This window comes from Bradyrhizobium sp. USDA 4461 (assembly GCF_054055655.1).
In genome coordinates, this window is record NZ_JBSRXM010000001.1 from 4,545,747 (window position 1) to 4,572,627 (window position 26,881).

A 26,881-nucleotide genomic window follows, 5' to 3' on the forward strand; every position below is an offset into this window, starting at 1 on the left:
CCGGTCTCCTGCAATGAACGCTTCCACCCGCCTTCCTCTCCCGCCGAGCCTTTACGCCGACACCGCGGTGGAGGCGACGCCGACACCACCGCTGGTGTCGGACAAGAACGTGCCGGTCGCGATCGTCGGCGGCGGCTTCACCGGTCTGTCGACTGCGCTGCATCTCGCCGAGCAGGGCGTGCTCGCCACCGTGCTGGAAGCGCAGGAGCCGGGCTGGGGCGCCTCCGGCAACAATGGCGGGCAGACCAATCCCGGGCTGAAGCACGACCCCGACCGGATCGAAGAGGATTTCGGCGCCGATCTCGGCCGCCGCATGATCGAATTCTCCTACGGCACCACGAACTTCACGCATGACCTGATCCGCCGCTACCAGATTCCGTGCGAGGCGCGGCAGAACGGTACGCTGCGCGCCGCCTACAACGAGGCCAGCGCGGCCGCGATCGCGACGACGGCGCAGCAGTGCATCCGGCGCGGCATGCCGGTGAAGCTGCTCGACGCCGCCGAGCTGCGCGCAATGACCGGCAGCGATCGCTATCTCTGCGCGATGCTCGATGCCCGCGGCGGCGATCTGCATCCGCTGAGCTACGCCCGGGGCCTGGCGCGCGCCGCGATCGGGGCGGGCGTTGCCGTCCATGGCGAGACGCCGGCGCTGCGGCTGCGCCGTGACGGCGGCCGCTGGCGGATCGAGACCCCGCGCGCCGTCGTGCACGCCGACAAGGTGCTGCTCGCGACCAACGGCTTTACCGATGATCTCTGGCCGGCGCTTCGCCGCAGCATCGTGCCGGTGTTCTCGTCGATCGCAGCGACTGCGCCGCTGCCCGAGGAGATCGCGCGCGCGATCATGCCGGGCCGCCCGGTGCTCTACGAGAGCGGCCACATCACGGTGTACTACCGCATCGACCAGCACAACCGGCTATTGATGGGCGGCCGCGGTCCGATGCGCTGGATCAGCAAGCCGACCGACGTCGCCTATCTGATCCGCTACGCCGAGCGGCTGTGGCCGCAGCTCAAGGGCATGAGCTGGACCCACGGCTGGAACAGCCGCCTCGCCATCACCCCCGATCATTATCCGCATGTGCACGAGCCGGCGGAGAATCTCCTGATCTCGCTTGGCTGCAACGGCCGCGGTGTCGCGCTCTCGACCGCAATGGGCGCGCAACTCGCCCGCCGCCTGATCGGCGGGCCGAAGGCCGAGATCGACATGCCGGTGACCGGCATCAAGCCGATGCCGATGCACGCGTTCTGGCGGGTCGGCGTCACCGCCGCGGTGCTCACCGGGCGGGTGCGGGACAAGCTCGGGGTGTAGGCGATGGACATCGCGAGGTGATAGAGCAACGCGGTCGATCGGGGCGACTGATCGCGCGGCAGGTCTCAGACCTCAAGCCGCCTTCGGAAACAACGGCCGGAAGAACGACCGATCATAGCGCGTGAAGCAGCCGGTCTCCTTTGCGAAGGCAATCGCCTTCTGAACGTCGGGATCGGCGGCGGAATCCTTTCGATACTGCTCGTAGGCGGCGAAGCTCGGAAAGCTGAACATCGCCAACGCGACGTCGCTTGCGCCTTCTGATGGCAGGAAGTAGCCGTGATGGATGCCGCCAAACCGCGGCAGCAGCTCGAGCCACATGGCAGCGTAAGCTTCGAACTCGGCGAGTTTGCCCAGCCTGACCTCATAGCGCAGGTAACAGGTAATCATTCCGCAATGCTCCAATCCATCGTTGACCAGGGCCCCTCACTATAGCGCAGCGGCGGAGTTCTCACCACGCAGCGGTGTTCGCCCGATAGTGTTGCCCATTCGACACGACGGGCAACTCAGCAAAACCTGTCAATCACCGTTCGCGAAAATATTTCGCTTTATCCGAAGCACAATTCGGTGTATGAATTTCCAGTCTCGCCCGATCGAGGGGCGCTTCGCGGTCGTCACGAACGCGGGTCGAGATGCGGTGGACGCCGATTGCGCAGTTGACGAACGCGCATGAGGCGGACGGCGAAGTCGTGCAGGCCTGACGCCCTAGTGGTAGGTGTCTCTTCCGATTGCGCGAACGCGCGTTGCGAAGACGGTGACAACAAAGCCCAGTCTCGCCGGGGAGAGCACGTATAAGCCGTAAGCCATCGCGCAGGGAAAGCCGGATTGCTCCGGTTACACCTGTGGTCCTACCCCCGAGCTTTCTACCCTTTTGCTCGGGGCCCATGGGTGCGATCGGCACCCGGCTTTCCCTGCGCCCTCACTGAGAGGAGGGCGGAACGAGATGCAAAACTTCGGACAGATGATGTCGCGAGAACGCGAAGCCTGCGTCCTCATTCACACTGTCATCGCCCGGCTCACCGCCTCCGCTGAAGCTTCGGCGAGCCCAAGACCGCAAGCCCCGTCGAAGCCTTGGCGAAGACGGGAGGGCGATCCAGTACGCCGCGGCTTCTCGGCTCAAGCATTACTGCCTCTGGAATACTGGATCACCCGCTTTCGCGGGTGATGACACCGAGAGTGTGGCCAATTGAATCGAGAAACTTCCTCAGCGTCGTCATCCCTCCGCCACCGCATCGCTCCACGGATGAAACGGCTCGCTGGCGCCGCTGTTTGTGGTGCCATCGCGCAGCACGATGCTGGGGCAGGCGAACTTCTTCGGTTGGGTCTGGATGCGCGCCTCCTCATAGTCGAAGCGGCCGCGCAGCGCGTCACGCACGGTTTGCGGCAGGCGCACATCGCCGATCACCACAGCGCCCTCGCTGGCGTCGATCCGCGGCTGATGGATCGCGGCATCGAGATCCATGCCGAAATCCATCACGAACGACAACAGCTGCGACACCGCAGGCAGGATGCGGCGGCCGCCCGATGCGCCGGCGGCAAGCCGGCGGCCATCGGCGGCTTCCGCCACCACGGGCGTGTAGTTGGTCAGGCAGCGCTTGCCGGGCGCCAGCGAGTTCGGCGCGCCCTGCGTCGGATCGAACCACATGATGCCGTTGTTCATGGTGAGGCCGGTGTTCGGCGTCACGAATCTGGATCCGAAGGTCGACAGCAGCGTCTGCGTCACTGCGGCCATGTTGCCGTCGCGGTCGACTGCGGAGAAATGCGTGGTGCAGCTCGGTGCGATCGCCTCGGCCCCGAGCGCGCGGCGGCCGTCGACATCGCCCATGTCCTTCAGCCGTTCGCGATAGGCGGCTTGCAGCGCTTCGGCATAGGCCGCGTAGGCGACCGCATCCGGCCCGCCCTGCGCCGGCGCGAGCGCCTTCTGCAACAGGCCGAGCGTGCGCGCCATGGTCGGACCCGCGGTCAGTTCCGGCGTCGCATAGACCGTGCCGCCGCGATAGGGGATCTTCAGCGGCTCGCGCAGATGGGTGCGGAACGACGCGAGATCGCGCACCGACAGCGCGCCGCCTGCGGCCTGGATGTCGTCGGCGATGCTGCGCGCCAGATCGCCCTGGTAGAAATCGCGCGGCCCCGCGGCGGCGAGCTGCGCCATCGTCGCCTTCAGCCTGTCCTGCGGCATGCGGACCACGGACTTGATGCCCCACGGCGCGCTCGGCGGCAGGCCGTCCTGCAGATAGGCCGCGGCGCTCGCGGGATAGCGCCGCAGATCGGCGACGGAGCTGGCGATCATCGCGGTGGTCCACCAATCGACCAGCAGGCCCTCGCCGGCGAGCCTGACGCTTGGCGCCAGCAACTCCTTCCACGGCAGTTTGGCGTGGCGGCGATGCGCCTCCTCCATGCCGGCGACGACGCCTGGCACGGCGATCGAGCCGGGACCGTGCAGATTGCGGTCGTCCTTGACCCGCGCCCAGGGGAACAGGTCGGAGGCCGCGCCGCCGGTCAGCGGATAATCCTCGATGCGCAGGCCGTCGGGCGCACGCATGCCGTAGTCGATCACCTCGACGCGGTTCTCCCTGGCGCGGTACAGCACCATGGCGCCGCCGCCGCCGGCGCCGCTCATCCACGGCTCCAGCACGCCGAGCGCGAAGGTGGTTGCAATGACCGCGTCGACGCAATCGCCGCCCGCTGCCAATACCTCCGCGCCGACCTCGGCCGCCCTGCGCGACTGCGCCGCGACGATGCCGCCCTTGGCCTGGACGGCGGGTTTACGGATCACTTGCGAGTTGGAGAACTGGTCGGACATGGCGTTGCTTTCGCTGTTCTTGTTGCGGGCGGGGCACGTTGGCGTAGCATGCCAAGCATGGCACATTAAGCGCAATAGAGCGGCACGATAAGCACAATAACAAGCAATTCCAGGGAGAGGAAAATGAGCAGTGTGACGCGCGAACGGGACGGCAAGGTCGGCATTCTGACGCTGAATGATCCCGCCAGCCTGAACGCGATGACGCCGGAATTGCTCGGCGATCTCGCGCGCGCCGTCGGCGAGATGAGCATCGATCCTGCCGTCCGCGCGCTGGTGCTGACCGGGGCGGGACGCGGCTTCTGCTCGGGGCAGAACCTCAAGGCGTTCAACTCGCTCGGCGACAACATCTACATCGGCGTGATGAGGCATTATTGGCCGGCGATGCAGGCCTTGCGCGAATGCCGCACGCCGGTGGTGGTCGCGGTCAACGGCGTCGCCGCCGGCGGCGGCTTCAGCCTCGCGATGTCCGGCGACATCATCCTGGCCGCGCGCTCGGCGAGCTTCATCCAGGTGTTCAGCCGGATCGGCCTGGTGCCCGATCTCGGCTCGACCTGGCTGCTGCCGCGGCTGGTCGGCCGTCAGCGTGCGCTCGATTTGATGCTGCTCAACGAGCCGCTGTCGGCAGAGCGGGCCAAGGAGTGGGGCCTGGTGCGCGATGTCGTCGACGACGCAAAGCTGCTCGACGAAGCCAGAGCGCTCGCCGGCCGCCTCGCCGACGGCCCGACCCGCGCGCTGGTCGCGACGCGGCAACTGCTCGAGGAAAGCGAGCACACGAGCTATGCCGACCAGTTCCGCCGCGAGATCGAATTGCAGCAGGTGATCCGCGAGAGCGCCGACGCGAAGGAGGGCCGCCAGGCTTTCGTCGAGAAGCGCAAGGCCCAGTTCACGGGAAGGTAGTCCTTGATCGCAGGTACGCTAGCCGATCGCAATCGCGACCTTGCCGAAATGCGCGCCGCTCGCCATGTGGGCGAACGCATCCTTGACCTGGTCGAAAGCGAACACCTTGTCGATCACGGGCTTGACGCCGTGCATGCCGATGCCGTCGCACAGCGCCTGCAGATCCTCGATCGAGCCGACGGTGACGCCCTGCAGCCGTTGCTGCTGCATCACCATCAGCGGCAGCCGCGAATCGGACGAGGCGGGACCGGCAAGCACGCCGATGAAGGCAATGGTGCCGCCGATCCGGGTGGCGCGGATCGACTCGTTCAGCGTCCCGACGCCGCCGACCTCGACCACGAGATCGACGCCGCGCCCGGTTACTTCGCGCGCCTTCTTGCCCCAGTCGGGCGTGGTCTTGTAGTTGAGCGTGACATCGGCGCCGAGTTGCTTGAGCCGCTCGATCTTGGCGTCGCTGGACGAGGTCGCGATGACGCGGGCGCCGCACATCCTGGCGAATTGCAGCGCGAACAGCGAGACGCCGCCGGTGCCCTGGGTCAGCACCGTCTGTCCCGGCTTGATGCCGCCGAGCTTGACCACCGCGCTCCACGCCGTGAGCCCGGCGCATGGCAGTGCCGCGGCCTCGATGTCGCTGAGATGCTCCGGCGTGCGCACCAGCGCATGCGCCGCAAACACGCGGTACTCGGTCAGCACGCCGTCAACGCTGCCGCCGAGTGCGGCGCGCATCCGCGCCTCGCTCGGCTCGCCGCCGAGCCAGCTTTCGAAGAAGCTGCCGATCACGCGGTCGCCGGGCGCGAAATTCTTTACGCCGGCGCCGACCGCCTCGACCACACCGGCGCCGTCGGAGACCGGCACCAGCGGAAATTTCTGGCGCGAGCCGTAGCCGCCCTTGACCGTGAGCAGGTCGCGATAGTTCAGCGTCGCTGCCTTCAGCCGCACCAGGACCTCTCCGGGGCCGGCCTGCGGAATCGGCTTGTCGACCAGCGCCAGCGCATCGACGCCGCCGGGGCCTTGCAACTCGTAGCATTTCACGGGACGTCTCCTGCTGACTGTTCTCATCTTGGGCGACGCAACCACCGCCGCTGTGCATCCGCTCAGCATATGTCAGGCTTGCCGCGCGTGACCAGAGCGCGCGGCGGGGCCAATGGAATGGCGCCCATGCCTGAACGTGTTGGCGCCCGCGGAAAATACCGCCAATCTGTACCGGACGGTGCAGCGACCGTGCGGAGGTGACCATGGCAGGCTTGCTTGAGACGACACTCAATCCGCTTGCCGCGCTCGCGCGCGGCATGGTTCGAGCGCTGCTTGCCGCCGCGTTGATCTGTTGCGGTGCTGCGATGGCGGCGGACGACAGCCTCTATCGGGCGCAGACCGTGGTCACCGGCCAGGGTGAGCCGAACCGGATCATCGGCTTCGCTGCATGCCTCGAGGACGTCCTGATCAAGGTCTCCGGTCAGCCGGCACTCGCAGGCGACCACAGGTTGGCCGCGTACAAATCGAAGGCCAAGGCGTTCGTCAGCAGTTTCGACTATCACGACCAGTATGCCGGCAAGCCGCATCATGACGAGCAGGGCACCCGCGACCGGCCCTACGACCTGACGGTTGCTTTCGACGAAAGCAAGATCGACGGCATTCTCGCCAAGCTCGGCCTCAAGCCGTGGCGGTCGCAGCGTCCGGTGCTCGGCATCTTCGTCGAGATGCAGCACGGTCCGAAGGATTACATCGTTAGTTCGGACGGCACGCAATCTGATTTGCAGCGCGACGCGCTGGCGGCGGCGGCCGGCAAGCGCGGCATGCGCGTCGTGCTGCCGGCCGCCGCGGCGTTGACGAGCGCCAGCCTCAGCGCAGGCGAGCTCTTGAAGATGCCGCCGGCGAAGCTGGCGGCGATCGTCGCGCCGCAGGGCGGCGAGGCCGTCCTGATCGGACGGCTGGTCTGGGACGACAACGATCTCGGCTGGGTCACGCAATGGCGGATGGCCTGGCACGGCCGGGACTACAAATGGCAGTTCCGCGGCGTCACCTTCGATGAAGCGTTCCGCCGCGGCATCGGCGGCGCCGCGCAGGTGTTGTCCGGCAACGGCGATCCCGGGCGGTCGAAATGAGCTTGCGCGAAAACGCTCTAGCCGGCGTAGCCGAGCGTTTGCGACGGATATTCCCCGAACATCGCGCGGTAGTATTGCGAGAACCGGCCGAGTTCGATGAAACCCTGTTCGATCGCGACCTTGGAGACGGTGGTTTGCTCCGGCGTGCTTTCGCGCAGGATCGAGCGGATCGTGCACAGCCGCTTGTAGCGCAGGAACGTCACCGGGCCGACGCCGAACACCTCGTGAAAGGCGCGGTGCAGACTGCGTCGCGACAGCCGCAGCTCGGTGCAGATTTCCGAGACATGGACCGGGCGGGTGCCGGCGGCGTGCAGATAGTCCTCGACATCGCGCACCAGCTTCATCGCCGACGGCAGGTAGCTCGATCCGTCCGGCGGCAGCGAGGTGACGACCGTTGCCGTCACGCAATCGAGGATCGCGCGCTTCCAGAATTCGGCCGAGGTCTGCGACAATGCGTCCGGATAGCGCGCGAGATGCGCGATGATCTGCGGCAGCCTGTCCGCCCCGGCCATGCCGACGGTAGGGTCGGCGCGGAAGTGGTTCTTCGCGCTCCACGTCTCGGCATCGGCCAGCCGCGGCTCGCCGCCGAAGACGTCGGGCAGATCCGCCATGTCGAAGCGAATTGCCGCATAGGACGAGGCCTTGTGAAAGACGCCGTCATGCTCGACCAGCGGAGGAATCACCAGTACGTCGGCCGGCTGCATGTCGAAGGCAAAATGCGTGACGCGGTCGGTGGCGTTCAGCAGCATTCCGATGATCAGCTTGGGATCGGTCGAGATGCGCTGGGTGCGCACCCCGACATTGAATGCACCGATGCTGAGCGAGAAATCGCCGATCCCGACATGGGACAGCGTGCCGCGCAGCTTGCCGCGTTCAAGCTGCATGACCTCGACATGCGAGCCTTTCACGGCATCGTGGAGTCCCTCGAAGCCATGAAGCTCGCCGGTATGAACCGTCAGGTGCTCGCCCATATCCACGCTCGCAATATAGCGCGATTGGCCGAATCATATCAAATGCTTGGAGCCTGCACAAAGTGTCCCCCGCGCCGGCTCACCTGGCCGCGGCGCCGGTGGCTACGCCGCCATCAGTTGCTCAAGTGCAACAGCCTGCTCGCGAGTCTGGAATGCGATGGCGGTGTGCGTGAAGCCCGACGAGGCCTGGGTCTGCGCGATGTGGTTGAGCACCTCGTTGCCCTTGACCACGTGAAGATCCATGCCAGGGCCGGCCGGGAAGATGCCGAGAACGACGTCGTAGGCATCGACGATGGCCTTCAGGGCGCCACCCTTGTCTTCCGAGGCGTCGATGAAGATACGAACATCCGCGGCGATACTACGAAGTTCGTCAAAGTCGATCACTGGAAGTCTCCTATACGCAACTCACTGATCGATTCTTGCTACAACTTGCTTACTGAAACATAAATTACGGCCGGTTCCCCTGTGCACTCACCGCCACGTGACTCGTATTTCGATCCGCGCGATCGCCGTCGTCCCGGCCTGCCGCTTTCAGGCGCCGCGCGGCGGCGTTCGCTTCGCAATCCGCTTGACCGGTGCGTGGGCCGGCACGGTCTCTCCGGGCTGGTCGGCCATGTGAGGAATGCGCTGCTCGATGTGATCGACGACACGGAAGAAGGCCTCGAGCGCCTTGGCGTCGAGGCCGGCTGTGAGGTTGCTGTGCCGGCGCAGGATTTCGTCGAGGCTGCGGTCGAGCAGCGCGACGCCCTCGGCCGTCAGCCGGATCTCGGTCCGGTTCCGGGCGCTGCCGCGAACCGGGGTCAGCTCGATCAGTCCCTTGTTCTTCAGCGACGTGGTCTCGCGGCTGACGACGGCCTTGTCGAGCTGCGCGTTGGTCCAGATGTCGTAGGCGCTGGCGGGCTCATGCTCCCTGAGGAACGACAGCACCCGCCACTCCGCCAGCGACACGCCATAGGCCTGCGGGAAGAATGCGTTGGCGTTGGCGCGCAGCTTCGCGACCAGGCTCGACAGCACGGTCGGCACGTAGCGCTCGAAATCGATCACCAGTTCGGAGCGCGCGTCCTCCTGCGGGGCGCGGCGCGATGCAGCGGGCTTGGTACGGCTTGTGGCAGTCCGGCTTGTCATTCTTTCACGAGCTGGGAGCGGGCGATCAAGACCAGGACCGCCGCGAGGAGGAGAACGCCTGTTACCACGAGGAATCCGGTGGTGAAACTGCCCGAGGCGTCCTTGGCGCGTCCGATCACGATCGGGATCGTCGCACCGCCGATGCTTCCGATGGTGCTGACAAGGCCGATCGCGCCCGGCGCGCTCTGCCGTGACATGTAGGACTGCGGGATGGTCCAGAACACGGCCTGCGTGCCGTAGACGCCGACATTGGCGACCATGAACCCGATGATGATCCAGGCGGGCGAGGTCGAGAAGGCGGCGATCGCGAAGCCCGCGGCCGCGATCACGAAGGTCATTGCCGCATAATGGAAGCGTTCGCCGACATGATCGGAGTGCCGCGACAACGCGATCATGCCGATCAGCCCGGCGATCGGCGGGATCGCGGTGACGAAGCCGACCTGCGAATTCGGCAGGCCGAACGACTTGATGATCTGCGGCAGCCAGGGGAACAGCGAGGCCAGCCCGCAGAACAGGCCGAAATTGCACAGGCCGAACAGCAGCACCATCGGCTTGGTGACGGTCCGCAACACGCCCTCGGCATGCACCACGCCGGTCGCCTTGGCGTCGCGCTCCAGCGCGCCGGTCAGCCAGTTGCGCTGAGCGGCCGACAGCCAGCTCGCCTGCTGCGGGCGGTCGGTCAGGTAGAAGATGCCGACGATCCCCAGGATGATCGGCGGCATGCCTTCCAGGATGAACAGCCATTTCCAGCCCGAAATGCCGAACAATCCGTTGAGCTCGAGGATCGCGCCCGAGATCAGCGAGGCGAAGATGTAGGAAATCGGCACCGCATAGTTGAACATCGCGTTGTAGCGGGCGCGGTAGCTGAACGGAAACCAGAGGCTCAGCAACAGCATCACGCCGGGAAACAGGCCGGACTCGGCAAAGCCCAGGAAGCCGCGGAACGTATAAAGGCTGAGCGGGCCCTGGGTGAAGGCCATCAGCACGGTGGCGATGCCCCACAGGATCGCGATCCGCGTCAGCGTGATCCGTGCGCCGTATTTGGCGAGGATCAGATTGCTCGGGATCTCGAAGATCGAATAGGTGAGGTACATGATCCCGACCGCGATGCCGAACTTCTCGGCATTGAGCCCGAGCTCCTTGTTCATCTGCAGCGCGGCAAAGGAGATGTTGCCGCGGTCGAGAATGGCCAGGAAGTACATCGCCATCACGAACCACATCAGGCGCAGTGCGACCTTGCGGATCGCGGTGCGTTCGATCTCCGGATCGGCGGTCGCGATCGCCGCCTTGTCCATCACGACTTCGGTCATTGCCGTTGCCCCCGATTGTTGTTTTCTTGATTGTCGTTCTATGCCGGCAGGCAGACTTCCAGCCGGTCGCCTGCCACGCGGACCGGATAGGTCTGGATGTCGATCTCGACCGGGCTGGTCAGTGCCTCGCCGGTTCGGATGTCGAAGCGGCCCATATGCAGCGGGCATTCGATCTCGCAGCCGTCCAGCAGGCCGTCGGACAGCAGCGCCTCCGCATGGGTGCAGATGTTGCTGGTGGCGTAGTATTCATTGCCGACGCGATAGAGCGCGATGTGTTGTTGGCCGATTTCGATGCCGTACGGCTCGCCTTCGCTCAGCGCGCTGAGTGCGGCAGCGTCGTGCCAGGTCCCCTGATCTGTCATGTCCTCTCTCAGATGCTGTAGAAATCGAGCACGGTCGGAATCCGGTCATTGACCAGCGTGATGACCTTGCGTGCGATCTTCCAGGTGTCGCCTTCACGCCGCAGCGTGTGGTGGTAGCGCCCGTGGCGCAGGTGTTCCTTGGCGACGCGCTGGTCGTAGACGTGGACAGAGAACACCGAGTGGCAAACGATCTCGTCGGGTCCGCTTTCGGCTGCTTCGAGGTTCGAGATCTGGTGCACCGTGCGCGGCAGCGGCAGCGCCGTGATCGATTTGCGCGATTCGATGCGCGCGATCCGCTCTTCCAGCCCGCGCCGTGCATCGTGGTAGAGCAACGAGACCTGCGTGTCGGGATCGCCGGTGGTGTTGTATTCGTCGAGCCATGCCGGCACCCAATAGACGGCATCCTCGCTGTACATGGCGACCCAATCGGCCCATTCGCCGGTGTCGAGCAGGCGGGCCTCGCGGTAGATGGTCGCGGCGGCCACCGCGTGAGCATCTGCTTGCTTGATTGCGCTGCCAGCCATCACGCCATCTCCCCCGCGGCGCGCTGCAACAGCCTGCGCCACTCGCGATAGCCGGGATGGAAATTGGTCTCGCCGCCGAAGCTTGTCGGGCCGAACGACCATTCGGATGGGGCTACGCCGAGCTCGCGCGTATGGACGCTGTCGCCGTGGCCGATCTCGGCGACGCCGCGCAGATAGCCTTGGGTTGGCGCGGCGGTCGTCGCCTCGTAGCCGGTCTGGCAGAACTCATACATGACGTTATCGTCGGAGCTGGCGAGCCCGGAGGCGTTGAAGAAATCTTCGTAATTGCGAATGCGCAGCGTGCGCGCCGCGGCACTCTCGCCGATCGGCGCAAGGCAATGCGACACCATCTCGGTCTTGTCCGGCGCCAGCGGCCGCCAGGTCCGCACCTGCGCCGACAGGATGTCGATCACCTGCAGGTTCGGGAAGATCGTGAGGTTGCGCTGGCGCAGCATCCACTTGGCGCGGGTGCTGCCGACGCGCTGCCGCACGGCATCGAGCCGCGCCGAATCCATGCCGAGCGGCCGGCCATAGAGCTGGGTGCGCTTGATCGACCAGTTGACGGCGTGGCCATAATCGAAGCTGAAGCTGCCTTGCCCTTCCTGCTCGCCCTCCGGCTCGACGGTGAAACCGGCATCCGGCCCGGCGCTGGCATTGCGCTTCTTCAGGATGTCGACGTAGGAGCTGTGGGTGGTTGCGAAATGATAGTAGTCGAGACCGTTCTCGAATTGCAGTTTCCAGTTTCCATCGAACGTATACGTGCTGGCGCCGGGCACGAACTCGACTTCGCCGCTGTCGCTCTGATCGATGATGAGGTCGAGGAAGGCGCGGGTGTCCCCGAGAAACTCTTCCAGCCGCGGAACATCGGCCGAAAGGCTCGCGAACAGAAAGCCGCGATAGGAGCCGAGCCGCGCCACCGGAAGCAGGTCGTGATTCTGGTTCGAAAAGGACGGCGGATACTGTCCGCTCGCTTCCTCCGTCACCGAGATGTTGCGGCCGCTCGAATCGTAGGCCCAGCCGTGATAGCGGCAGACGTGAAACTTCTGCCGCCCCTGCTTGAACGGACAGACGATCGTTCCGCGATGCCGGCAGGTATTGAGGAACGCGCCGACCTTGCCGTCGGCGCTGCGCATCACCAGGATCGGATGCCGGCCGATATGGGTGGTGACGAAATCATTGGGCCGGGCGACCTGGGATTCCAGGCCGACGAAATTCCACGTCGCCTCGAAGATATGGCGGAGCTCGGCGTCGAACACATCGGGATCGGTGAAGATCCGGCGATCGACCTGGAAGATGCGCTCGGCGGGGCGATCGTCAATCAGGCGGGAAATCTCCCGCAGCTTGGCCGCGCGGTTCTGCGAAGCAGCATTCATCACGTCCTCCCTTCGATCCACCGCCGGCTGCACAGGCAACCCCAAGGTCGCCCGCTGAGCCATTGCAGTTCACGGCTCCCGTCCTTGCGCGACGGGAACAGCCGGCTTGATCGCCAATCTTGGAATGACTCTATAGTTGTCATGACAACTATGGTCAAGATGGTTGGTCGACCGGGAGGGTGAAGCCGGGGAGCATTCAGGTCTTGCGCGTCGGCGCGGTCAGGATGATGCCCTGATCGATCAGCGCGCAGCAGATGGTCTTCAGCACGGCAATCGCTTCCCGCGTTGCCCGGCTCACCGGCCGCCCGCGCGGCAGCGCCAGCACGCGCTCGGCGCGCATCCACGGCAACAGCGCCGCCGATAGCGTTCCGCTCGCCACTTCCTGGTGAATGCCGGAGAACGGCAGCAAGGCGTAGCCGAGGCCCGCGGCCACCATGCGCTTCATCGGGGTGCTGTTGTCGACGCGTACCGCGCACAGCATGGTCGATGGGAACGGGTTGCGGCTGAGCGGGGCCACGGCGGATGGCAGGGCGTCGAACTCCCTGCGCGTCAGCCGGCCGCGCTTGAGCAGCGGATCGCGCGACGGCCCGATCACGAACACCTGTTCGACCATCAGCATTTCATAGTCGAGGTGATCGTTGGGCGACGGCGTCGTCACGATTCCCAGATCAAGCTCACCGCGCAGCAGGCGTTCGGATGCATTCTCGGTCAGGCCCTCGCTCAACTCGAGCCGCACGCGCGGAAACTGCTTCACGAATGTCTGGGCAAGCGGCGGGTAGAGGATATCGCCGAGACTCGGCGGCGCGCCGATCCGCACCGTGCCGCTGGGCTCGCGGTTTTCGGTGCGCACCTCGGCCTTGATGTCGTCGATCGTCCCAAGCAGCCAGCGTCCCCGTGCCAGCAAAACCTTGCCGGATTCAGTGACCGAGACGCCGCGCGCGCCGCGTTCGAGCAGGGCGCCGCCCAATTCGACTTCGAGCTCCTTGACGTGGCGGCTGAGCGCCGACTGGGCGACGTTCAATGTGCTCGCGGCCGCAGCAAAGCCGCCACGCTCGGCGACGGCAACGAAATAGCGGATCTGCCGCAGGTCCATGATGGTCGCTCCATCTCAGATTGAGATGGATACCATATCAAACATATTCTTGTGAGATATCGAAAAGAGAGCAGTCTCTTCGCAACGATCAAACCGAGGAGACGCGCGCATGGGCATCGCCACCGAGGAGGCACGCCAGACATCCGTATTCATCGCCGGCGGCGGGCCGGTTGGGCTGGCGATGTCGCTACTGCTCGATCGCTTCGGCATCGACTGCGTGGTGGTCGAAAAGAGCGCGACGACGACCGACCATCCCAAGTCGCGCGGCTGCTGGGTCCGCACCATGGAGATCTTCCGGCAGTGGCGGATCGAGCAGGCGATCCGCAACCGCGGCCTGCAGGATAATTCCGACATGTTCGTGTTCCTCGACAGCATCGCGGGACAGGAGTTCGGCCGCACCCGTCCCGAACCGAATGTCGGTCATACGCCGGCCTGGAAGAGTCTGGTCGCCCAGGACGCCGTCGAGGAGGAAATTCTGCGGGTGGTCGAGAAATCCCGGCACGCCACCGTCCTGTTCAATACGGCCTGTGAATCGTTCGAGGAGACCAACAGCGGCGTTCATGTCACGACGCGTTGCCAGAAGACCGGTGAGGTGACGCAGTGGACGGCGACCTATCTGATCGCCGCTGATGGCGCGGGCAGCCAGACCCGCCGCAGCGCCGGGATCGACATGGTCGGACCGTCCACATTGGCGGTGATGTCGAATGAATATTGGCGCGCCGATCTGTCGCGGCTGCCGATCGCGCGCGAGGCGGCCGGCTTCATCATCGTCCCCGAAACACCCGATCTGCCGCGCGCCGCCATCCTGAACACCAACGGCCGGGATCGCTGGCTGACTGTGACGCAGATCGGCCTCACCAAGGACGATCGCGAGCGGCCGTGGACCGACCAGGAATTCGTTGAGATCGCGCGCGGCCATGCCGGCATTCCGGATCTCGACGTCACGCTGTTGAACCGTTCGATCTGGCGCGTCAGCATGCAGGTGGCGGAGACCTTTCGGAAGGGCCGGGTGTTTCTGGTCGGCGACTGCGCGCACCGCTTTCCGCCGACCGGCGGGTTCGGCCTGAACTCCGGCGTTCAGGACGCGCATAATCTCGCCTGGAAACTCACCTTCGTCCTCAAGGGACTCGCGAATGAAAAGCTGCTCGACAGTTATTCGAGCGAGCGCCGCCCGATCGCGCAGTCCAACGCCAATTTCAGCTACGGCAACCGGTTGCGCTTTGGTCTGACCGACGACGCCGTGCGATCGCGCGATCCGGACCGGATCAAGTTCTGGATCAACGACATGGACAATCATCTGCACAGCATCGGCCAGAACCTCGGACACAATTACGAGGAGGGCGCGGTGATCCCCGATGGCACCGTCGCGAAGGCGCTGAACTCCCGTTACTACACGCCGACAGATCGTCCCGGGGCGCGCTTTCCGCATATGTGGCTCGAGCCGTCGCGCAAGAAATCCACGCTCGACTGGTTCGACAAGGAGTTCACCGTCGTCACGGGGCCGCTCGGCGGCGAGTGGCTGGAGGCGGGGAAGCAGGTGTCGGAGAAGATCCGCTTGCCGCTCTCGCTGAAGCAGTTGCCGTCAGCCGATCCGGCGGACGGTTTCCAATTGGGCATGCGCGGCGCTGTGCTGGTGCGTCCCGACGGTCATGTGGCGTGGCGGATGCCGTGGCTGCCGTCGGACCCGGCGAAGGAGTTGGCCGGCGCGCTTTCAACGCTGCTGCACTAGCGGGGGCTCCGATGCAATCGTTCGAATCCAACGGCGTCGTCACGGCATATGAGAAGATGGGACGTGGCGAGCCGATCGTGCTGCTGCACGGCGGTGAGGCCGACCATTCGATGTTCGATGGCCTTGTGCCGGTGTTGGCGGCTGATTTCACCGTGATCGCGTATGACCAGCGCGATTCCGGCGCCACCACGAATCCATCGTTATCCTATTCGCTGGCCGATCTGGCAGATGATGCTGCGGCCTTGATCACCGGGCTCGGCTACGATCGCGCCCAAGTCTTCGGAACCTCGCTGGGCGGGCAGATCGCGCAAGTGCTGGCGGCCCGCCATCCCGGCAGGATCGACCGCCTGATCCTCAGCAGCACCTGGAAGGTCAACAGAAGCCCGCTGGACATCAATGCGGATGTCTTCCGAAAACTCGCGTCCTACCGCGCGGACACCATCGCCAATGCGCCGAAGATTGCGGAGTTCTTTTTCCCGCCGGATTACTTGCGCGCGCGGCCCGAACTGATCGACATCTTCCGTGGTTCGGCCCGCGACGACCGCCAGAAGGCGCGACGCGGCGCGTTGCTCGCGCAGCCGGTCGCCGCCGACCTGACCGGCTTCGATCGCCCGACGCTTCTGCTGGCGGGTGGCGACGACTGCCTGATCCCCAATGCGGAGACATTCGCGCTCGCCCGCGATCTCGCGCGCGTCGAGACCAGGGACCATCGCGGGTGTCGGCCACGTCGCGTCGATCCAGGCCCCCGATCGGGTGGCGGAGGCGGTGACGGCATTCCTGAATTCAAAAAAGAAGGCGGCTTGACAACAACAGGGGGAGACCATGCCTGAGCAGGCGAATGCGGTGCCGTTCGACGAAGCGCCGGTGACGACGCGCTACTGGCTATCGATCATCATCTTCGCCGTCACCGGCGTGGTCGATTTCTTCGATTTCTTTGTGGTCGGATTCCTGGTCTCTGTGCTGGCGCCGAAGTGGCATCTGACGTTCGGGCAAACCTCGATCATGCTGATGAGCGCCGGCATCGGGGCGATGCTCGGGGCGTTCGTCGCGGGTGTCCTCGCGGATCGCTTCGGGCGCAAGCCGCTGGCGATATCAGGCGTTCTGCTCTGCGGCATGACCTCGGGCGCGATCGCGTTCATTCCCGAAGACGGCTGGGTTGCGTTTGCAATCCTGCGCTTCTTCGTCGGCTTCGGCCTTGCCGCCGGCGCCGCGGCGGCAGTCCCGGCCATCGTTGAATTTGCGCCCACCCGCCATCGGACGCTGGTGACAAGCCTCGTGGTCGTCCCGGTCGCCTTTGGCGTGCTTTCGGCGTCGGTCACGGCGAGCTTCCTGCTGCCGCTGGTCGGCTGGCGCGGATTGGCGGCGGTCGGCTTCCTGCCGATCATCCTCGCCATTCTGACCGTGATCATCATGCCGGAATCGCCGCGCTGGCTGATCAGCAAGGGCCGTGTGCGCGAGGCCCAGGCCAGTATCCGAAAGCTCTATCGGGTCGGCAGCGATGGGGCCGCCTTGCCCACGCTGCCGCCGGCGAACCCGGCGACCTTCGCCGATCTCTTCGCCGAGCAGCGCCGCTTCTGGCTGACGGTCCTGATCTGGTTCGGCGCGAGCACGGCGAATTACGGTGTGTTCCTGTGGGGACCGACGATCGTGGCGCTGCTGCTTGGCGTCGCGCCCCAGGACGCGGCAAAGATGTTCATCTATGTCAGCCTCGCCGGCGTGCTCGGCCGGACTGGCTTCGCCTTCCTCGCGCACCGGATCGGCCGCAAGCCGTGCGGGCAGTTGATGGGGTACGGCACCGCGGTTTCGCTGGCGCTGGCCGCCTATTTCCACAACGACTTTGTCGGCTCGGTGCCGCTATTCCTGGTCTTCCTGATCGTTGGTGCCGTGTTCTTCGACGGCGGATTTTCGAACATCGGACCCTATCCCGCGGAGATATTTCCGGTCCAGCTGTCGGGACGCGCGGTCGGCCTTGCGCAGCTCTCGAACGGGGTCGGCAAGATCGTAGGCCCGCTGTGTCTCGCGCTGATCGCCGGCGCGGACAATCTCGTGCATCCGAACGCAACCGCCGCGGCGGTGATGCCGGCGTTCTGCTTTCTTGCCGGCGCGGGTCTCCTGATCGGGCTTGCCTTCACGTTCCTCGGCGTCGAGCCGCACGGACGCCCGGTGGCGCTGTTCGGCGAGAGCGCCGGCTTGGGCGCCACATCGAAGCCGCTGGCGGCGAAAACCGCAACTTGACAGGACGGAAGGTCAACCCATGGACAATGCACTCGACACGATCGCAACGACGGCGCCGTTCGACACCGCAAAACTCGATCGGCTGATGGACGAGGCCGGACTCGATATCCTGATCGTCACCTCGCGTCACAATGTGCAGTACTTGCTCGGCGGATATCGTTTCTTCTTCTTCGACGTCATGGAGGCGATCGGCACCAGCCGCTATCTGCCGGTGTTCGTCTATCAGAAAGGGCGTCCGGAACATTCCGCCTATATCGGCAACCGCATGGAAAAGTTCGAGCACGAGCTCGGACGGATATGGACGCCGATCGTCAAGACAGGTAGCTGGGGAACGATCGACGCGATCGGGCTTGCGATCGATCATGTGAGAAAGCTGGGCGGCGCAGCTAAGCGCGTCGGCATCGAGGCAAGCTTCCTCCCGGCCGACGCCAGGGATCATCTGTTTGCCGGGTTTAACAATGTCGCGTTCCGCGAGGCCCACTTCACGCTTGAGCGCCTCCGCGCCATAAAGTCTCCCGCCGAACTGGACCTCATCCGGGAAGCTTCCGAACGGGTCGTCGATGCGATGATGGCGACCTTCAAGGCCTGCGCGCCGGGGATGACCAAGAACGATGTCGTGGCTCGTCTGCGCCGTGAGGAGCAGGAGCGTGATCTCGTCTTCGAATATTGCCTGATTGCCGCAGGCAAGAGCCATAACCGCGCGCCGTCGAACCAGCGTCTCGAAAAGGGCGACGTGATCTCGATTGATTCCGGAGGAAACTATCGCGGCTATATCGGCGACCTCAGCCGCATGGGCATTCTGGGTGAGCCTGACAGCGAGTTGCGCGAGTTGTTGCAGGAAATCGAGGACATCCAGCAGGCGGCCCGGCGCGCGATCCGGCCGGGCGCATTGGGTGGCGACATCATCGCGGCGGGCGAGGCTGCGGTCAAAGCTTCTCCGCATCGCGCCGTGCTGGACTTCACCGCACATGGCATCGGGCTTGTCAGTCACGAAGCGCCGCGCCTGACCGCGACCGGCCCGGTGCCTTACGCGCCGTATGACGCCGACCGGCTGCTCGATTGCGGGATGGTCATCTCGATCGAAACGGCGCTGCTGCATCCGGCGCGCGGCTACATCAAGCTCGAGGACACGCTGATCGTCACGGAATCGGGCTGGGAAGCGCCCGGAGATCATGGCCGGGAGTGGACTTCGCCGCGGCTCACGGCGTGAAGCGGTTAGGGGCTGCTGATGGACCGGCGTGTTTGTCCCGGCTGTCTCTACTTCACTCCGGCCTCCCGTCATGCGATGCTTCGAGCCTGATGCACGCGATCGATATCGATCGCTTCCCCATCGACAGAAGCACATGAGATGACTGCTGCCGACAACGCGCTCCGCGACTACGCCCAAAGCATCCTGACCGCCCGCGTCTACGACGTAGCGGTCGAGACGCCGCTCGATCCGATGCCGCGGCTTTCGGAGCGCCTGTCGCGCGCCGTGCTGCTGAAGCGGGAAGACTTTCAGCCGATCTTCTCGTTCAAGCTGCGCGGCGCCTACAACAAGATCGTCAGACTGCCGGACGCGCAGCGCAAATTGGGCGTCATCTGCGCGTCGGCGGGCAATCATGCGCAGGGCGTGGCGCTGTCGGCGCGCAAGCTCGGGATTCCCGCGACGATCGTGATGCCGCGGACGACACCCGCCATCAAGGTCGAAGCGGTGCGGCGCCTCGGCGGCGACGTTGTGCTGCATGGCGACACGTTCGACGATGCACAAACCAAGGCCAGGGAGATCGAGGCTGCGCGCGGCCTGACCTTCGTGCATCCGTTCGACGATCCCGATGTGATTGCCGGCCAGGGAACCGTCGGGATGGAGATCCTGCGCCAGCATCCCGATCCGATCGAGGCGATCTTCGTGCCGATCGGCGGCGGCGGGCTGGCGGCCGGCGTGGCCGCGTTCGTCAAGTTCCTCAATCCCGCGATCAAGGTGGTCGGCGTGGAGCCGGCCGACGCGGCGTCCATGGCGGCAGCGCTCGCCAAGGGCAGCGTTGTCGCGCTGGACCAGGTCGGGCTGTTCGCCGACGGTGTTGCCGTGCGCAAGGTCGGAGCCGAGACGTTCCGGCTCTGCCGCGACCTGCTTGACGAGGTCGTCACCGTGGACACCGACGCGATGTGCGCGGCGATCAAGGACATCTTCGACGACGTGCGATCGGTGGCCGAACCCTCCGGCGCATTGGCGCTCGCTGGCCTGAAGGCCTATGCCGAGCGCGGCGCGCTGAGCGACGGCGGCCTGATCGCCGTCAACAGCGGCGCCAATCTGAATTTCGACCGGCTGCGCACCATCGCCGACCGCGCCGAGGTCGGCGAACATCGCGAGGCGCTGCTGGCCGTGACCGTGCCGGAGAAGCCGGGCAGCTATCGCCACTTCATCCGGATCCTCGGCTCGCGGGCCATCACCGAATTCAACTACCGCTTCGCCGAGACCACCGCGCCGGCGCAACTGTTCGTCGGCATCGCGCTGAGCCGCGGCGAGGCCGAGAAGCGCGAAGTGATGGAGCTGCTCCGGCGCGAGGGCTATCCGATCCTGGATCTGAGCGAGAACGAGATGGCCAAGGACCATGTGCGCTACATGGTGGGCGGCCGCGCGCCGCTGCTCAGGGACGAAGTGATCTACCGCTTCGAGTTTCCGGAGCGCCCCGGCGCGTTGCTGAAATTCCTCGAGAGCCTGGCGCCCGACTGGAACGTCTCGCTGTTCCACTACCGCAATCACGGCGCCGATTACGGACGCATCCTGGCGGGCATCGAGGTCAAGCCCGGGGAGCGCGCAAGGTTCGTGCAAGCGCTCGATGCACTCGGCTATCCCTACTGGAACGAGAGCGAGAATCCGGCCTATCGCCTGTTCCTCTCCGCCGAGCAGTGATGACTCGGCCGGTGTTACGGGCTGGTCGGCTAGGCGATATTCGCCAGCCATAATACTCACATCTTGCCGGCGACCAGCTTGAGCGAGCCGGCAATTGCCGTCGCCACCACAAGGATCGCAGCCATCCCGATCATCCCGGCGTTGAACGAGCCTGTCGCGTCCTTCAGGAAGCCGACCATGTAAGGGCCCACAAAGCCACCGAATGCACCGACGGAGTTGATGAACGCGATGCCGCCGGCGGCCGCGGCGCCGGTCAGGAAGCTCTGCGGGATCGTGTAGAACACCGTGCGTGCCGAAATCGTGCCGACCAGCGCCAGCGTCAGGCAGGCGAGCGCCGGAACCAGCGAGCTGAAGACAACGGAGAGCGTAAGGCCAAGCGCGCCGAGGATCAACGCGGCCATGAGATTGTAGATCTTCCGGCCCTTGCGGTCGACGAGACGCGCCCAGAACAACATGCCGATGGTCGCGAACAAATAGGGGATCGCCGAGAGCCAGCCGACTTGCATGTTGGAGAGGCCGTGGCTCTTCAGGATCAGCGGCAGCCAGATGCCGATGCCGTAAGAACCGATCGTGAAGGCGAAGGTGATCGCGGTGAGCATCAGCACCCGCACATCCTGCATCGCGGCCCACAGATCCTTCTTCGGTTTGTCGTGCTTGTCGCTAGCCAGAGCGGCGAGCAACGCTTGCCGCTCCTCGCGGGTGAGCCACCCCGCCTGCTCGGGCGTGTCGGCGAGCAGGACGAGGCAGAGAATGCCGAGCACGCAGGCCGGCAGGCCTTCGAGCAGGAACATCCACTGCCAGCCTGCGAGCCCCCAGAAGCCGTCCATCCCGAGCAGGGCCGCCGAGATCGGGCTGCCGAGCAGCGAGGAGAGCGGCGTTGCGGCCATGAACAGGGCCAGCACGCCGGTGCGGTGCTTCTCGGGAAACCAGATCGAGAGGTACCAGATCACGCCCGGAAAGAAGCCGGCCTCGAACACCCCGAGCAGAAAGCGGATCAGGTAGAAGCTGTAGGGTCCCGTCGCCAGCGCGGTCGCCGCAGCCGCAAGGCCCCAGGTGATCATGATGCGGGCGAGCCAGCGCCGGGCACCGAACCGGTACATCATCATGTTGCTGGGTACTTCCAGCAGGCAGTAGCTGAAGAACAGGATGCCGGCGCCCCAGCCGAATTGCGTGGCGCTGAGGCCGATGTCCTTGTTCATTTGCAACGCAGCAAAGCCGACGCTGGTGCGATCGAGATAGTTGAAGAGATAGGCGAGGCCGAGCAGCGGGACCAGGCGCCAGGTGTTCTTGGCAAGCGCGCTGGCGAGCAACCCTGCATCCGGATTGCCTTCCGCGAGCGATCCGTTGGCCGCGATCTCGGTCATCTGCCGATCCTCCCTGCATGTGGCCGGTTACCCCGATGGGGCCCGGCTGTGTTAGGTTCAAAAGTGCCAGAAACAGCGGGCAGCGGTCCAATCGCTAATGTTCAAGAACCGATAACCGGGAGGAAGACGTGGACCTTCGCGACCTCACCTATTTCGAGGTGATTGCCGACCTGGGTCATATGGGCCGGGCTGCCGACAAGCTCGGCCGCACCCAGCCCGCACTGACCAAATGCATCCAGCGCCTCGAGGAAGCCGTCGGTGCCGACCTGTTCGAGCGGACCGGGCGCGGGATCACGCTCACGCGGGTCGGCGAAGTGCTGCTGGCGCGGGCCCGGCGGATGCGCGAGGCCATGGAAGAGTCGCTGCGCGAGGTCACCGATTTCGCTGCCGGTGCGGCCGGTCGCGTCAGCATCGGCTGTGGGGCGACGATGGGCGAGTATCTGCTGCCGCAGATCTGCCGCGCCATCATCGCCGACGCGCCGGGGCTGGCGATCGAGGTGCAGATCGGCATGAGCGGCGTGGTCAGGGCGGCGCTGCGCGAGCGGACCCTCGATCTTGCGATCGGCCCGATCCTGCCATCCGACGAGCAGGAGTTCAGTCACGAGGCGTTCGGCATGGACGATGTCGTCGTCGTCGCGGCAAAGGACCACCCGTTGTGCGGCAAGCCGCTCGCGATCGAGGACCTGGTCGCCGCGAAATGGGTGCTGCCGGCCCGCACCGTCGCGATGCGTCAGTGGCTCGATAATGTGTTCGAAGCGCATGGTCTTGCACCGCCGACGGTGCAGATCGAAACCAATTCGATCACGACGCTGCCCAAGCTGATCGCCGACACGGCGCTGCTCAGCTTCACGTCGACGCGGAACCTGCATCCGCTTCGGCTGGGCAGCCAGCTCGACCGCCTGATGATCGACGCCACCACGATGCGCAGGCCGCTGGGCTTCGTCACCCGCAGGGATGGCTATCTGTCGCCGGCTGCGCAACGGGTCGTGGGCCTGCTCAAATCCAGGGGGCGCGACTTCCTCGAGCAAGTCACGCTGCCCGGCATGACCGATGGCGCAGCCGCGATGCCGGCCATCGTGGTCAGCCGCACCGAGCGAGCCCAAAAACGCGTGCGGCAGTCCCGCTGAACGCGATCGGATCACTTCGCGAAATCCCGGGGAGCAGGGCCGGTGTAGCGATAGGGAATGCCCGGCGGCATCGGTCCCTTGATCCGGCCGCCTTGTTGCGATTGCTCCCAGGCATGCGCAAGGATGCCGACCGAGCGCGAGAGGATGAACAGGCCGCGGCCCAGCGCAGGCGAAAAGCCGAGCTCCGAATAGATCACAGCGGTCGCGCCGTCGATGTTCATCGGAATCTTGCGGCCCTTGCGCTGCTGCATCTCGGCCTCGACGCCGCGGCCGATCTCGGCGAAACGTCCCAACACGATGTTGTTGCTGCGTGCGGCATCGACGAGCTCGAGCAGCCGGGGCGAGCGCGGATCGACCGGATGAAAGCGGTGACCGAACCCCGGCACGATCTTGCCATTCGTCGCCGCGAAAGCGTCGAGGCCCTGCTGAATGGCCGCCTTCAGCTCGACGCCCGCATCCTGCCGGCGCGCGATGTCGGCGTACAGCTCCATGCATTGTTCGCCGGCGCCGCCGTGAATGTCGTCCAGCACGTTGATGGCCGACGCCATCGCGCCATTGAGCGGAAGGCCACAGGTCACGGCCATCCGTCCGATCGCGATCGACGGCGCCTGCGGACCATGATCGACGGCGGAGACGAGCGCTGCTTCCAGCAGCGCGCCTTGCTCGGGAGATGGAAGATCGCCCTTCAGCATCAGCCAGATCATTTGCGGGAACGACACCCGGCCGATCAACTGCTCGATCGGAAAGCCGCGGAAGCGGATCACGCCGGGCTTCATGTCGATGATGTCGGTCGACCACCACTGGGTGGCCTTTTGCAGCAGGTCTGCGGGATCTTGATTGGTCATGACAACTGTCCTCGATGTCCTCTCAGGTGCTCGAAGTCTCGGCGCGCGCCTTCAGGTCCGGTATCCTGGCGCTCTCCTTCACCGTCGGCCGGTTGTCGATGGCGACGACGCCGCGCTCGCCGAGCGCCCGGATCTCGTCGCGCGTGAAACCGAGCTGGCCGAGCCACTTCTCGGTGTGCTGGCCGAGGCTGGGCGGCGGCGATGGTTCCGGATAGTCCGTCTCGAGCCGGAAGCCGGGGCGCGTGACCCGCATGGTCTGGCCACCCGAGACCTCGGCCTTCAGGCTCTCGACGAACTTGCGGCCGACGATCTGCGCTTCGTTCAGCACCTGCGGCACGGTCAGAACGCATCCCGCCGGAACGCCCTTGGCGTTGAACAGCGTTTCCCATTCGGCGGCGGATTTGGCGGCGAGGGCGACCTCGAGCTCGCGCTTCAAGGCGACGCGGTAGTCCTTGCGTGACTGCCGCTCGCGAAACAGCGGATCGGTCTTCAGCTCCGGCCGTCCGACGATGTCGCACAGCGCTTCGAACTGCTTCTGTTCGTTGGCCGCGATGTTGAGCGGTCCGCAACCCGTCGCGAACGTGCCGGAGGGAGCGGCGGTGAAGTTCTCGTTGCCGATCGGCTGCGGATCGACATTGCCGTTGAGGTGGTTGGAAACCACCCAGCCCATCGCGGCCAAGGTCGATTCGAGCAGCGAGACATCGATCTGCCGCCCGCGTCCCGTCTGTCGTTGTTCGACGAGGGCGGCCGTGATCGCGAAGGATGCGGTGAGACCTGCGATGGTGTCGGCGATCGGGAAGCCGGTGCGCAGGGGCGCGCTGTCGGCATCGCCCGTGACGCTCATGACGCCCGACAATCCCTGAACGATCTGATCGTAGGCCGGGCGGCCGGCCCACGGACCGTCCTGGCCGAAGCCCGAGATCGCGCAATAGATGATGCGCGGATTGCGCTTGGCCAGCACCTCATAGCCGAGCCCCAGCCGTTCCATGACCTTCGGCCGGAAATTCTCCAGAACGACGTCGGCGGTTTCGACCAGGCGCAGGAAGATCTCCTTGCCGTCGTCGGCCTTGAAGTCGATCGCGACGGACTGCTTGTCGGCGTTGACAGCGACGAACGACAGGCCCATCAGGTGCTTCGCCATCGCCGGATCGGCGCCGAGCCGGCGCGCGAGATCGCCGCCCTTGGGATTCTCGACCTTGATCACCTCGGCACCGAGGCGGGCGAGCTGATAGCCGCAGAACGGACCGGCAAGCACGTTCGAAAGATCGAGGACGCGGATGCCGGCGAGGGGCAGTGTCATGTGATGTTCTCCGGACGACGATGTTTGAGGGATCAGACAAGTCCAAGCCAGTGCCACCAGGTCGCGGCGCACAGGGCATAAAGCAGACAGGCGACGACGCAGACGATCACGCCGACGCGCGGGAAATCCTCGACGCGCAGCCGGCCGGTGCCGTAGACGAGGATGTTCGGCAGCGTGTTGTAGAACATCAGCAGCGGGTAACCGCCGATGATCATGCCGGCCGGCAGCGCCAGTGCGACGGGGTTGACGCCCGCGGTGCCTGCCATCGCCAGGATGATCGGCAACAGCGCGGTCGCCATGGCGGTCGTGCCGACGAACATGATGTGCATGAACTGCACGATGAACATCACGACCACGATGACGACCAGCGCCGATGCACCGGCGAGGCCAAGCGCGTGGAAGATCGAATTGGCCAGCCAGTTGGCGGCGCCGGTCTTGAGCAGGATATCGCCGAGCGACACGCCGCCGCCGGCGATCAGCAGCACCTGCCAGGAGACGCCCTTGTTGGCGTCGTTCCAGTCCATGACGCCGAAGCGCGGCAGGAACAGCAGGCAGGCGCCCATCAGGCAGACCACCGTGGTGTCGAGCCCGGTCAGCCCCTGCGTCGCCCACAGGCACGTCACCAGCACGAACACCGTCAGAGCGCGCCACTCGGCGGACGACATCCGTCCCATCGCAGCGAGGTTCTGCGAGATCCGTGTATCGGCCTGCTCATGGCCGGCGGTGAACTCCGGCGGAAACACCCGCTGGATCACCCACCAGGTGAACATGGTCATCAGCAGCGCCGGAGGGAATCCGTAGAGCAGCCATTCGGCATAGGTGATTGTGTGGCCGCTCATCTTGGCGACGAACTCGACCGTGACCGGGTTCGGCACCGTCGCCGTCAACACGCCGGCGCCGATCGTCGCGTTGGTCATCGTCAGCGTCAGCAGCAGGTTGATCGCGAATGGCGAGCGGGCGGCTGCGCCGAAGATCGTCAGGATGCTGAGGCATTCCGGCAGCAGGATTGCGGTACGCGCCGTCGACGACGGCACGAGAAAGGCAAGCGCGATATTGACCAGCGTCACCCCGAGGGTGATCCGCGTCGGCGCGCTGCCGAACTTCGCCAGGATGATGTAGGTGATGCGCTCGGCAAGCCGGGTCCTCACCATGGCGGTCGCGAGGATGAAGGCGCCGACGATCAGATACACCGGCGAGGCGGCAAAGCCGTCGAGCGCGGTTCGCAGCGGCGCCGTTCCGGTCAGCACCGCAAGCGGCACGACCATCAGGTTGGCGATCGCCAAGGGTATCGCTTCGGTCAAATAGAGCACGAAAATGCCGCCGAACAGCGCCAGTGCCTTGTGGCCCTGCAAGGACAGCGTCTCCGGAGTCGGGCTGAACCAGATGGCGGCGGCGACGACGAGGGCGAGGGGCACACCGATCGCCTTCAGCGTGGCCTCCAGCGAACGGGGCGCGTCGTCGCTGGTCTCCGCGTGCGCGTGAGCTGACAATGTTTTCTCCCTGACGAAGCTTTCGGCGATGGATC

24 protein-coding genes are annotated in these 26,881 nt (G+C 65.4%); 9 read left to right on the forward strand and 15 right to left on the reverse strand.

Annotated elements, in window-relative coordinates:
- Positions 1–13 precede the first annotated feature (13 nt).
- Positions 14–1,306, forward strand: coding sequence for an NAD(P)/FAD-dependent oxidoreductase (locus ACVINW_RS20970; protein WP_456753033.1), 1,293 nt, complete (start codon positions 14–16; stop codon positions 1,304–1,306).
- A 72-nt stretch (positions 1,307–1,378) separates the two neighbouring features.
- Here ACVINW_RS20970 and ACVINW_RS20975 read toward each other — a convergent pair whose 3' ends face one another.
- Both ACVINW_RS20975 and ACVINW_RS20980 read right to left on the reverse strand, forming a co-directional pair.
- On the reverse strand, positions 1,379–1,693 hold the full coding sequence (locus ACVINW_RS20975; RefSeq protein WP_456753034.1) for an NIPSNAP family protein: 315 nt from the start codon (positions 1,691–1,693) through the stop codon (positions 1,379–1,381).
- An 823-nt stretch (positions 1,694–2,516) separates the two neighbouring features.
- Positions 2,517–4,106 carry a gamma-glutamyltransferase gene (locus ACVINW_RS20980; RefSeq protein WP_456753035.1) on the reverse strand — a complete coding sequence of 530 codons (1,590 nt, stop codon included), beginning with the start codon at positions 4,104–4,106 and terminating at the stop codon, positions 2,517–2,519.
- A gap of 123 nt (positions 4,107–4,229) precedes the next feature.
- On the opposite strand from ACVINW_RS20980, the gene ACVINW_RS20985 reads away from it, so the two are divergent.
- The gene (locus ACVINW_RS20985; RefSeq protein WP_456753036.1) at positions 4,230–5,003 is read left to right on the forward strand and encodes an enoyl-CoA hydratase-related protein; all 774 of its coding nucleotides are present in this window, start codon (positions 4,230–4,232) and stop codon (positions 5,001–5,003) included.
- 18 nt (positions 5,004–5,021) lie between these two features.
- Here ACVINW_RS20985 and ACVINW_RS20990 read toward each other — a convergent pair whose 3' ends face one another.
- Entirely contained in the window at positions 5,022–6,035 is a 1,014-nt protein-coding gene (locus ACVINW_RS20990; protein ID WP_456753037.1) for a zinc-dependent alcohol dehydrogenase family protein, read from the reverse strand.
- Positions 6,036–6,238: 203 nt separating this feature from the next.
- Between ACVINW_RS20990 and ACVINW_RS20995 the strand changes: the two genes are divergently transcribed.
- Entirely contained in the window at positions 6,239–7,105 is an 867-nt protein-coding gene (locus tag ACVINW_RS20995; RefSeq protein ID WP_456753038.1) for a DUF2066 domain-containing protein, read from the forward strand.
- A gap of 17 nt (positions 7,106–7,122) precedes the next feature.
- Here ACVINW_RS20995 and ACVINW_RS21000 read toward each other — a convergent pair whose 3' ends face one another.
- From ACVINW_RS21000 to ACVINW_RS21035, 8 genes are all read right to left on the reverse strand, one after another.
- Positions 7,123–8,076, reverse strand: a complete 954-nt coding sequence (locus tag ACVINW_RS21000; protein ID WP_456753039.1) for a helix-turn-helix domain-containing protein — start codon at positions 8,074–8,076, stop codon at positions 7,123–7,125.
- Between the two features lie 102 nt (positions 8,077–8,178).
- Entirely contained in the window at positions 8,179–8,460 is a 282-nt protein-coding gene (locus ACVINW_RS21005; RefSeq protein WP_021079000.1) for a hypothetical protein, read from the reverse strand.
- A 147-nt stretch (positions 8,461–8,607) separates the two neighbouring features.
- A complete protein-coding gene (locus ACVINW_RS21010; RefSeq protein WP_456753040.1) occupies positions 8,608–9,201 on the reverse strand; it encodes a MarR family winged helix-turn-helix transcriptional regulator in 594 nt (197 codons plus the stop codon).
- Positions 9,198–10,511 (reverse strand): MFS transporter, encoded by a 1,314-nt coding sequence (locus ACVINW_RS21015; protein ID WP_456753041.1) that lies wholly within the window; start codon positions 10,509–10,511, stop codon positions 9,198–9,200. The genes ACVINW_RS21010 and ACVINW_RS21015 overlap by 4 nt, the downstream gene beginning before the upstream one ends.
- Before the next feature lie 38 nt (positions 10,512–10,549).
- Positions 10,550–10,873, reverse strand: coding sequence for a non-heme iron oxygenase ferredoxin subunit (locus ACVINW_RS21020; protein WP_456753042.1), 324 nt, complete (start codon positions 10,871–10,873; stop codon positions 10,550–10,552).
- Positions 10,874–10,881: 8 nt separating this feature from the next.
- Positions 10,882–11,397, reverse strand: a complete 516-nt coding sequence (locus ACVINW_RS21025; RefSeq protein WP_456753043.1) for an aromatic-ring-hydroxylating dioxygenase subunit beta — start codon at positions 11,395–11,397, stop codon at positions 10,882–10,884.
- Positions 11,397–12,770, reverse strand: coding sequence for an aromatic ring-hydroxylating oxygenase subunit alpha (locus tag ACVINW_RS21030; RefSeq protein WP_456753044.1), 1,374 nt, complete (start codon positions 12,768–12,770; stop codon positions 11,397–11,399). The genes ACVINW_RS21025 and ACVINW_RS21030 overlap by 1 nt, the downstream gene beginning before the upstream one ends.
- 196 nt (positions 12,771–12,966) lie before the next feature.
- A complete protein-coding gene (locus ACVINW_RS21035; RefSeq protein ID WP_456753045.1) occupies positions 12,967–13,863 on the reverse strand; it encodes a LysR family transcriptional regulator in 897 nt (298 codons plus the stop codon).
- Positions 13,864–13,972: 109 nt separating this feature from the next.
- Here ACVINW_RS21035 and ACVINW_RS21040 point away from each other — a divergent pair, with 109 nt between their 5' ends.
- The 5 genes from ACVINW_RS21040 to ilvA all read left to right on the forward strand — a co-directional run bounded on the left by ACVINW_RS21040 (position 13,973) and on the right by ilvA (position 20,720).
- Positions 13,973–15,592: an FAD-dependent monooxygenase gene (locus tag ACVINW_RS21040; protein ID WP_456753046.1), complete on the forward strand. Its 1,620-nt coding sequence runs from the start codon at positions 13,973–13,975 to the stop codon at positions 15,590–15,592.
- An 11-nt stretch (positions 15,593–15,603) separates the two neighbouring features.
- Entirely contained in the window at positions 15,604–16,422 is an 819-nt protein-coding gene (locus ACVINW_RS21045; RefSeq protein ID WP_456753047.1) for an alpha/beta fold hydrolase, read from the forward strand.
- A complete protein-coding gene (locus ACVINW_RS21050; protein ID WP_456753048.1) occupies positions 16,415–17,827 on the forward strand; it encodes an MFS transporter in 1,413 nt (470 codons plus the stop codon). Before ACVINW_RS21045 ends, ACVINW_RS21050 begins: the two co-directional genes overlap by 8 nt.
- A gap of 19 nt (positions 17,828–17,846) precedes the next feature.
- Complete coding sequence (locus ACVINW_RS21055; RefSeq protein WP_456753049.1) at positions 17,847–19,037, forward strand: M24 family metallopeptidase; 1,191 nt, start codon at positions 17,847–17,849, stop codon at positions 19,035–19,037.
- 138 nt (positions 19,038–19,175) lie between these two features.
- A complete protein-coding gene (gene ilvA, locus ACVINW_RS21060) occupies positions 19,176–20,720 on the forward strand; it encodes a threonine ammonia-lyase, biosynthetic (RefSeq protein ID WP_456753050.1) in 1,545 nt (514 codons plus the stop codon).
- 56 nt (positions 20,721–20,776) lie between these two features.
- Here the strand turns inward: ilvA and ACVINW_RS21065 are convergent, their stop codons facing one another.
- Positions 20,777–22,084, reverse strand: coding sequence for an MFS transporter (locus tag ACVINW_RS21065; RefSeq protein ID WP_456753051.1), 1,308 nt, complete (start codon positions 22,082–22,084; stop codon positions 20,777–20,779).
- A 128-nt stretch (positions 22,085–22,212) separates the two neighbouring features.
- On the opposite strand from ACVINW_RS21065, the gene ACVINW_RS21070 reads away from it, so the two are divergent.
- On the forward strand, positions 22,213–23,211 hold the full coding sequence (locus ACVINW_RS21070) for a LysR family transcriptional regulator (RefSeq protein WP_456753052.1): 999 nt from the start codon (positions 22,213–22,215) through the stop codon (positions 23,209–23,211).
- Between the two features lie 11 nt (positions 23,212–23,222).
- Here ACVINW_RS21070 and ACVINW_RS21075 read toward each other — a convergent pair whose 3' ends face one another.
- Genes ACVINW_RS21075 through ACVINW_RS21085 form a run of 3 tightly spaced genes read right to left on the reverse strand, consistent with a single transcriptional unit; the run spans position 23,223 to position 26,846 of the window.
- Positions 23,223–24,056, reverse strand: coding sequence for a citryl-CoA lyase (locus ACVINW_RS21075; protein ID WP_456753053.1), 834 nt, complete (start codon positions 24,054–24,056; stop codon positions 23,223–23,225).
- Between the two features lie 22 nt (positions 24,057–24,078).
- On the reverse strand, positions 24,079–25,356 hold the full coding sequence (locus ACVINW_RS21080) for a CaiB/BaiF CoA transferase family protein (protein ID WP_456753054.1): 1,278 nt from the start codon (positions 25,354–25,356) through the stop codon (positions 24,079–24,081).
- Between the two features lie 32 nt (positions 25,357–25,388).
- Positions 25,389–26,846: an SLC13 family permease gene (locus tag ACVINW_RS21085; RefSeq protein WP_456753055.1), complete on the reverse strand. Its 1,458-nt coding sequence runs from the start codon at positions 26,844–26,846 to the stop codon at positions 25,389–25,391.
- Positions 26,847–26,881: the final 35 nt, after the last annotated feature.

What these genes read in the sequence shown, in the direction of transcription:
- ACVINW_RS20995 (WP_456753038.1), top strand. Translation starts at nt 6,239, where the DNA reads ATGGCAGGCTTGCTTGAGACGACACTCAATCCGCTTGCCGCGCTCGCG.
- ACVINW_RS21050 (WP_456753048.1), top strand. Translation starts at nt 16,415, where the DNA reads ATGCCTGAGCAGGCGAATGCGGTGCCGTTCGACGAAGCGCCGGTGACG.
- ilvA (WP_456753050.1), top strand. Translation starts at nt 19,176, where the DNA reads ATGACTGCTGCCGACAACGCGCTCCGCGACTACGCCCAAAGCATCCTG.
- ACVINW_RS21010 (WP_456753040.1), bottom strand. Translation starts at nt 9,201, where the DNA reads ATGACAAGCCGGACTGCCACAAGCCGTACCAAGCCCGCTGCATCGCGC.
- ACVINW_RS20985 (WP_456753036.1), top strand. Translation starts at nt 4,230, where the DNA reads ATGAGCAGTGTGACGCGCGAACGGGACGGCAAGGTCGGCATTCTGACG.
- ACVINW_RS20970 (WP_456753033.1), top strand. Translation starts at nt 14, where the DNA reads ATGAACGCTTCCACCCGCCTTCCTCTCCCGCCGAGCCTTTACGCCGAC.
- ACVINW_RS21000 (WP_456753039.1), bottom strand. Translation starts at nt 8,076, where the DNA reads ATGGGCGAGCACCTGACGGTTCATACCGGCGAGCTTCATGGCTTCGAG.
- ACVINW_RS21025 (WP_456753043.1), bottom strand. Translation starts at nt 11,397, where the DNA reads ATGGCTGGCAGCGCAATCAAGCAAGCAGATGCTCACGCGGTGGCCGCC.
- ACVINW_RS21015 (WP_456753041.1), bottom strand. Translation starts at nt 10,511, where the DNA reads ATGACCGAAGTCGTGATGGACAAGGCGGCGATCGCGACCGCCGATCCG.
- ACVINW_RS21035 (WP_456753045.1), bottom strand. Translation starts at nt 13,863, where the DNA reads ATGGACCTGCGGCAGATCCGCTATTTCGTTGCCGTCGCCGAGCGTGGC.
- ACVINW_RS21045 (WP_456753047.1), top strand. Translation starts at nt 15,604, where the DNA reads ATGCAATCGTTCGAATCCAACGGCGTCGTCACGGCATATGAGAAGATG.
- ACVINW_RS20980 (WP_456753035.1), bottom strand. Translation starts at nt 4,106, where the DNA reads ATGTCCGACCAGTTCTCCAACTCGCAAGTGATCCGTAAACCCGCCGTC.
- ACVINW_RS21020 (WP_456753042.1), bottom strand. Translation starts at nt 10,873, where the DNA reads ATGACAGATCAGGGGACCTGGCACGACGCTGCCGCACTCAGCGCGCTG.
- ACVINW_RS21065 (WP_456753051.1), bottom strand. Translation starts at nt 22,084, where the DNA reads ATGACCGAGATCGCGGCCAACGGATCGCTCGCGGAAGGCAATCCGGAT.
- ACVINW_RS21040 (WP_456753046.1), top strand. Translation starts at nt 13,973, where the DNA reads ATGGGCATCGCCACCGAGGAGGCACGCCAGACATCCGTATTCATCGCC.
- ACVINW_RS21075 (WP_456753053.1), bottom strand. Translation starts at nt 24,056, where the DNA reads ATGACCAATCAAGATCCCGCAGACCTGCTGCAAAAGGCCACCCAGTGG.
- ACVINW_RS20975 (WP_456753034.1), bottom strand. Translation starts at nt 1,693, where the DNA reads ATGATTACCTGTTACCTGCGCTATGAGGTCAGGCTGGGCAAACTCGCC.
- ACVINW_RS21080 (WP_456753054.1), bottom strand. Translation starts at nt 25,356, where the DNA reads ATGACACTGCCCCTCGCCGGCATCCGCGTCCTCGATCTTTCGAACGTG.
- ACVINW_RS21055 (WP_456753049.1), top strand. Translation starts at nt 17,847, where the DNA reads ATGGACAATGCACTCGACACGATCGCAACGACGGCGCCGTTCGACACC.
- ACVINW_RS21030 (WP_456753044.1), bottom strand. Translation starts at nt 12,770, where the DNA reads ATGAATGCTGCTTCGCAGAACCGCGCGGCCAAGCTGCGGGAGATTTCC.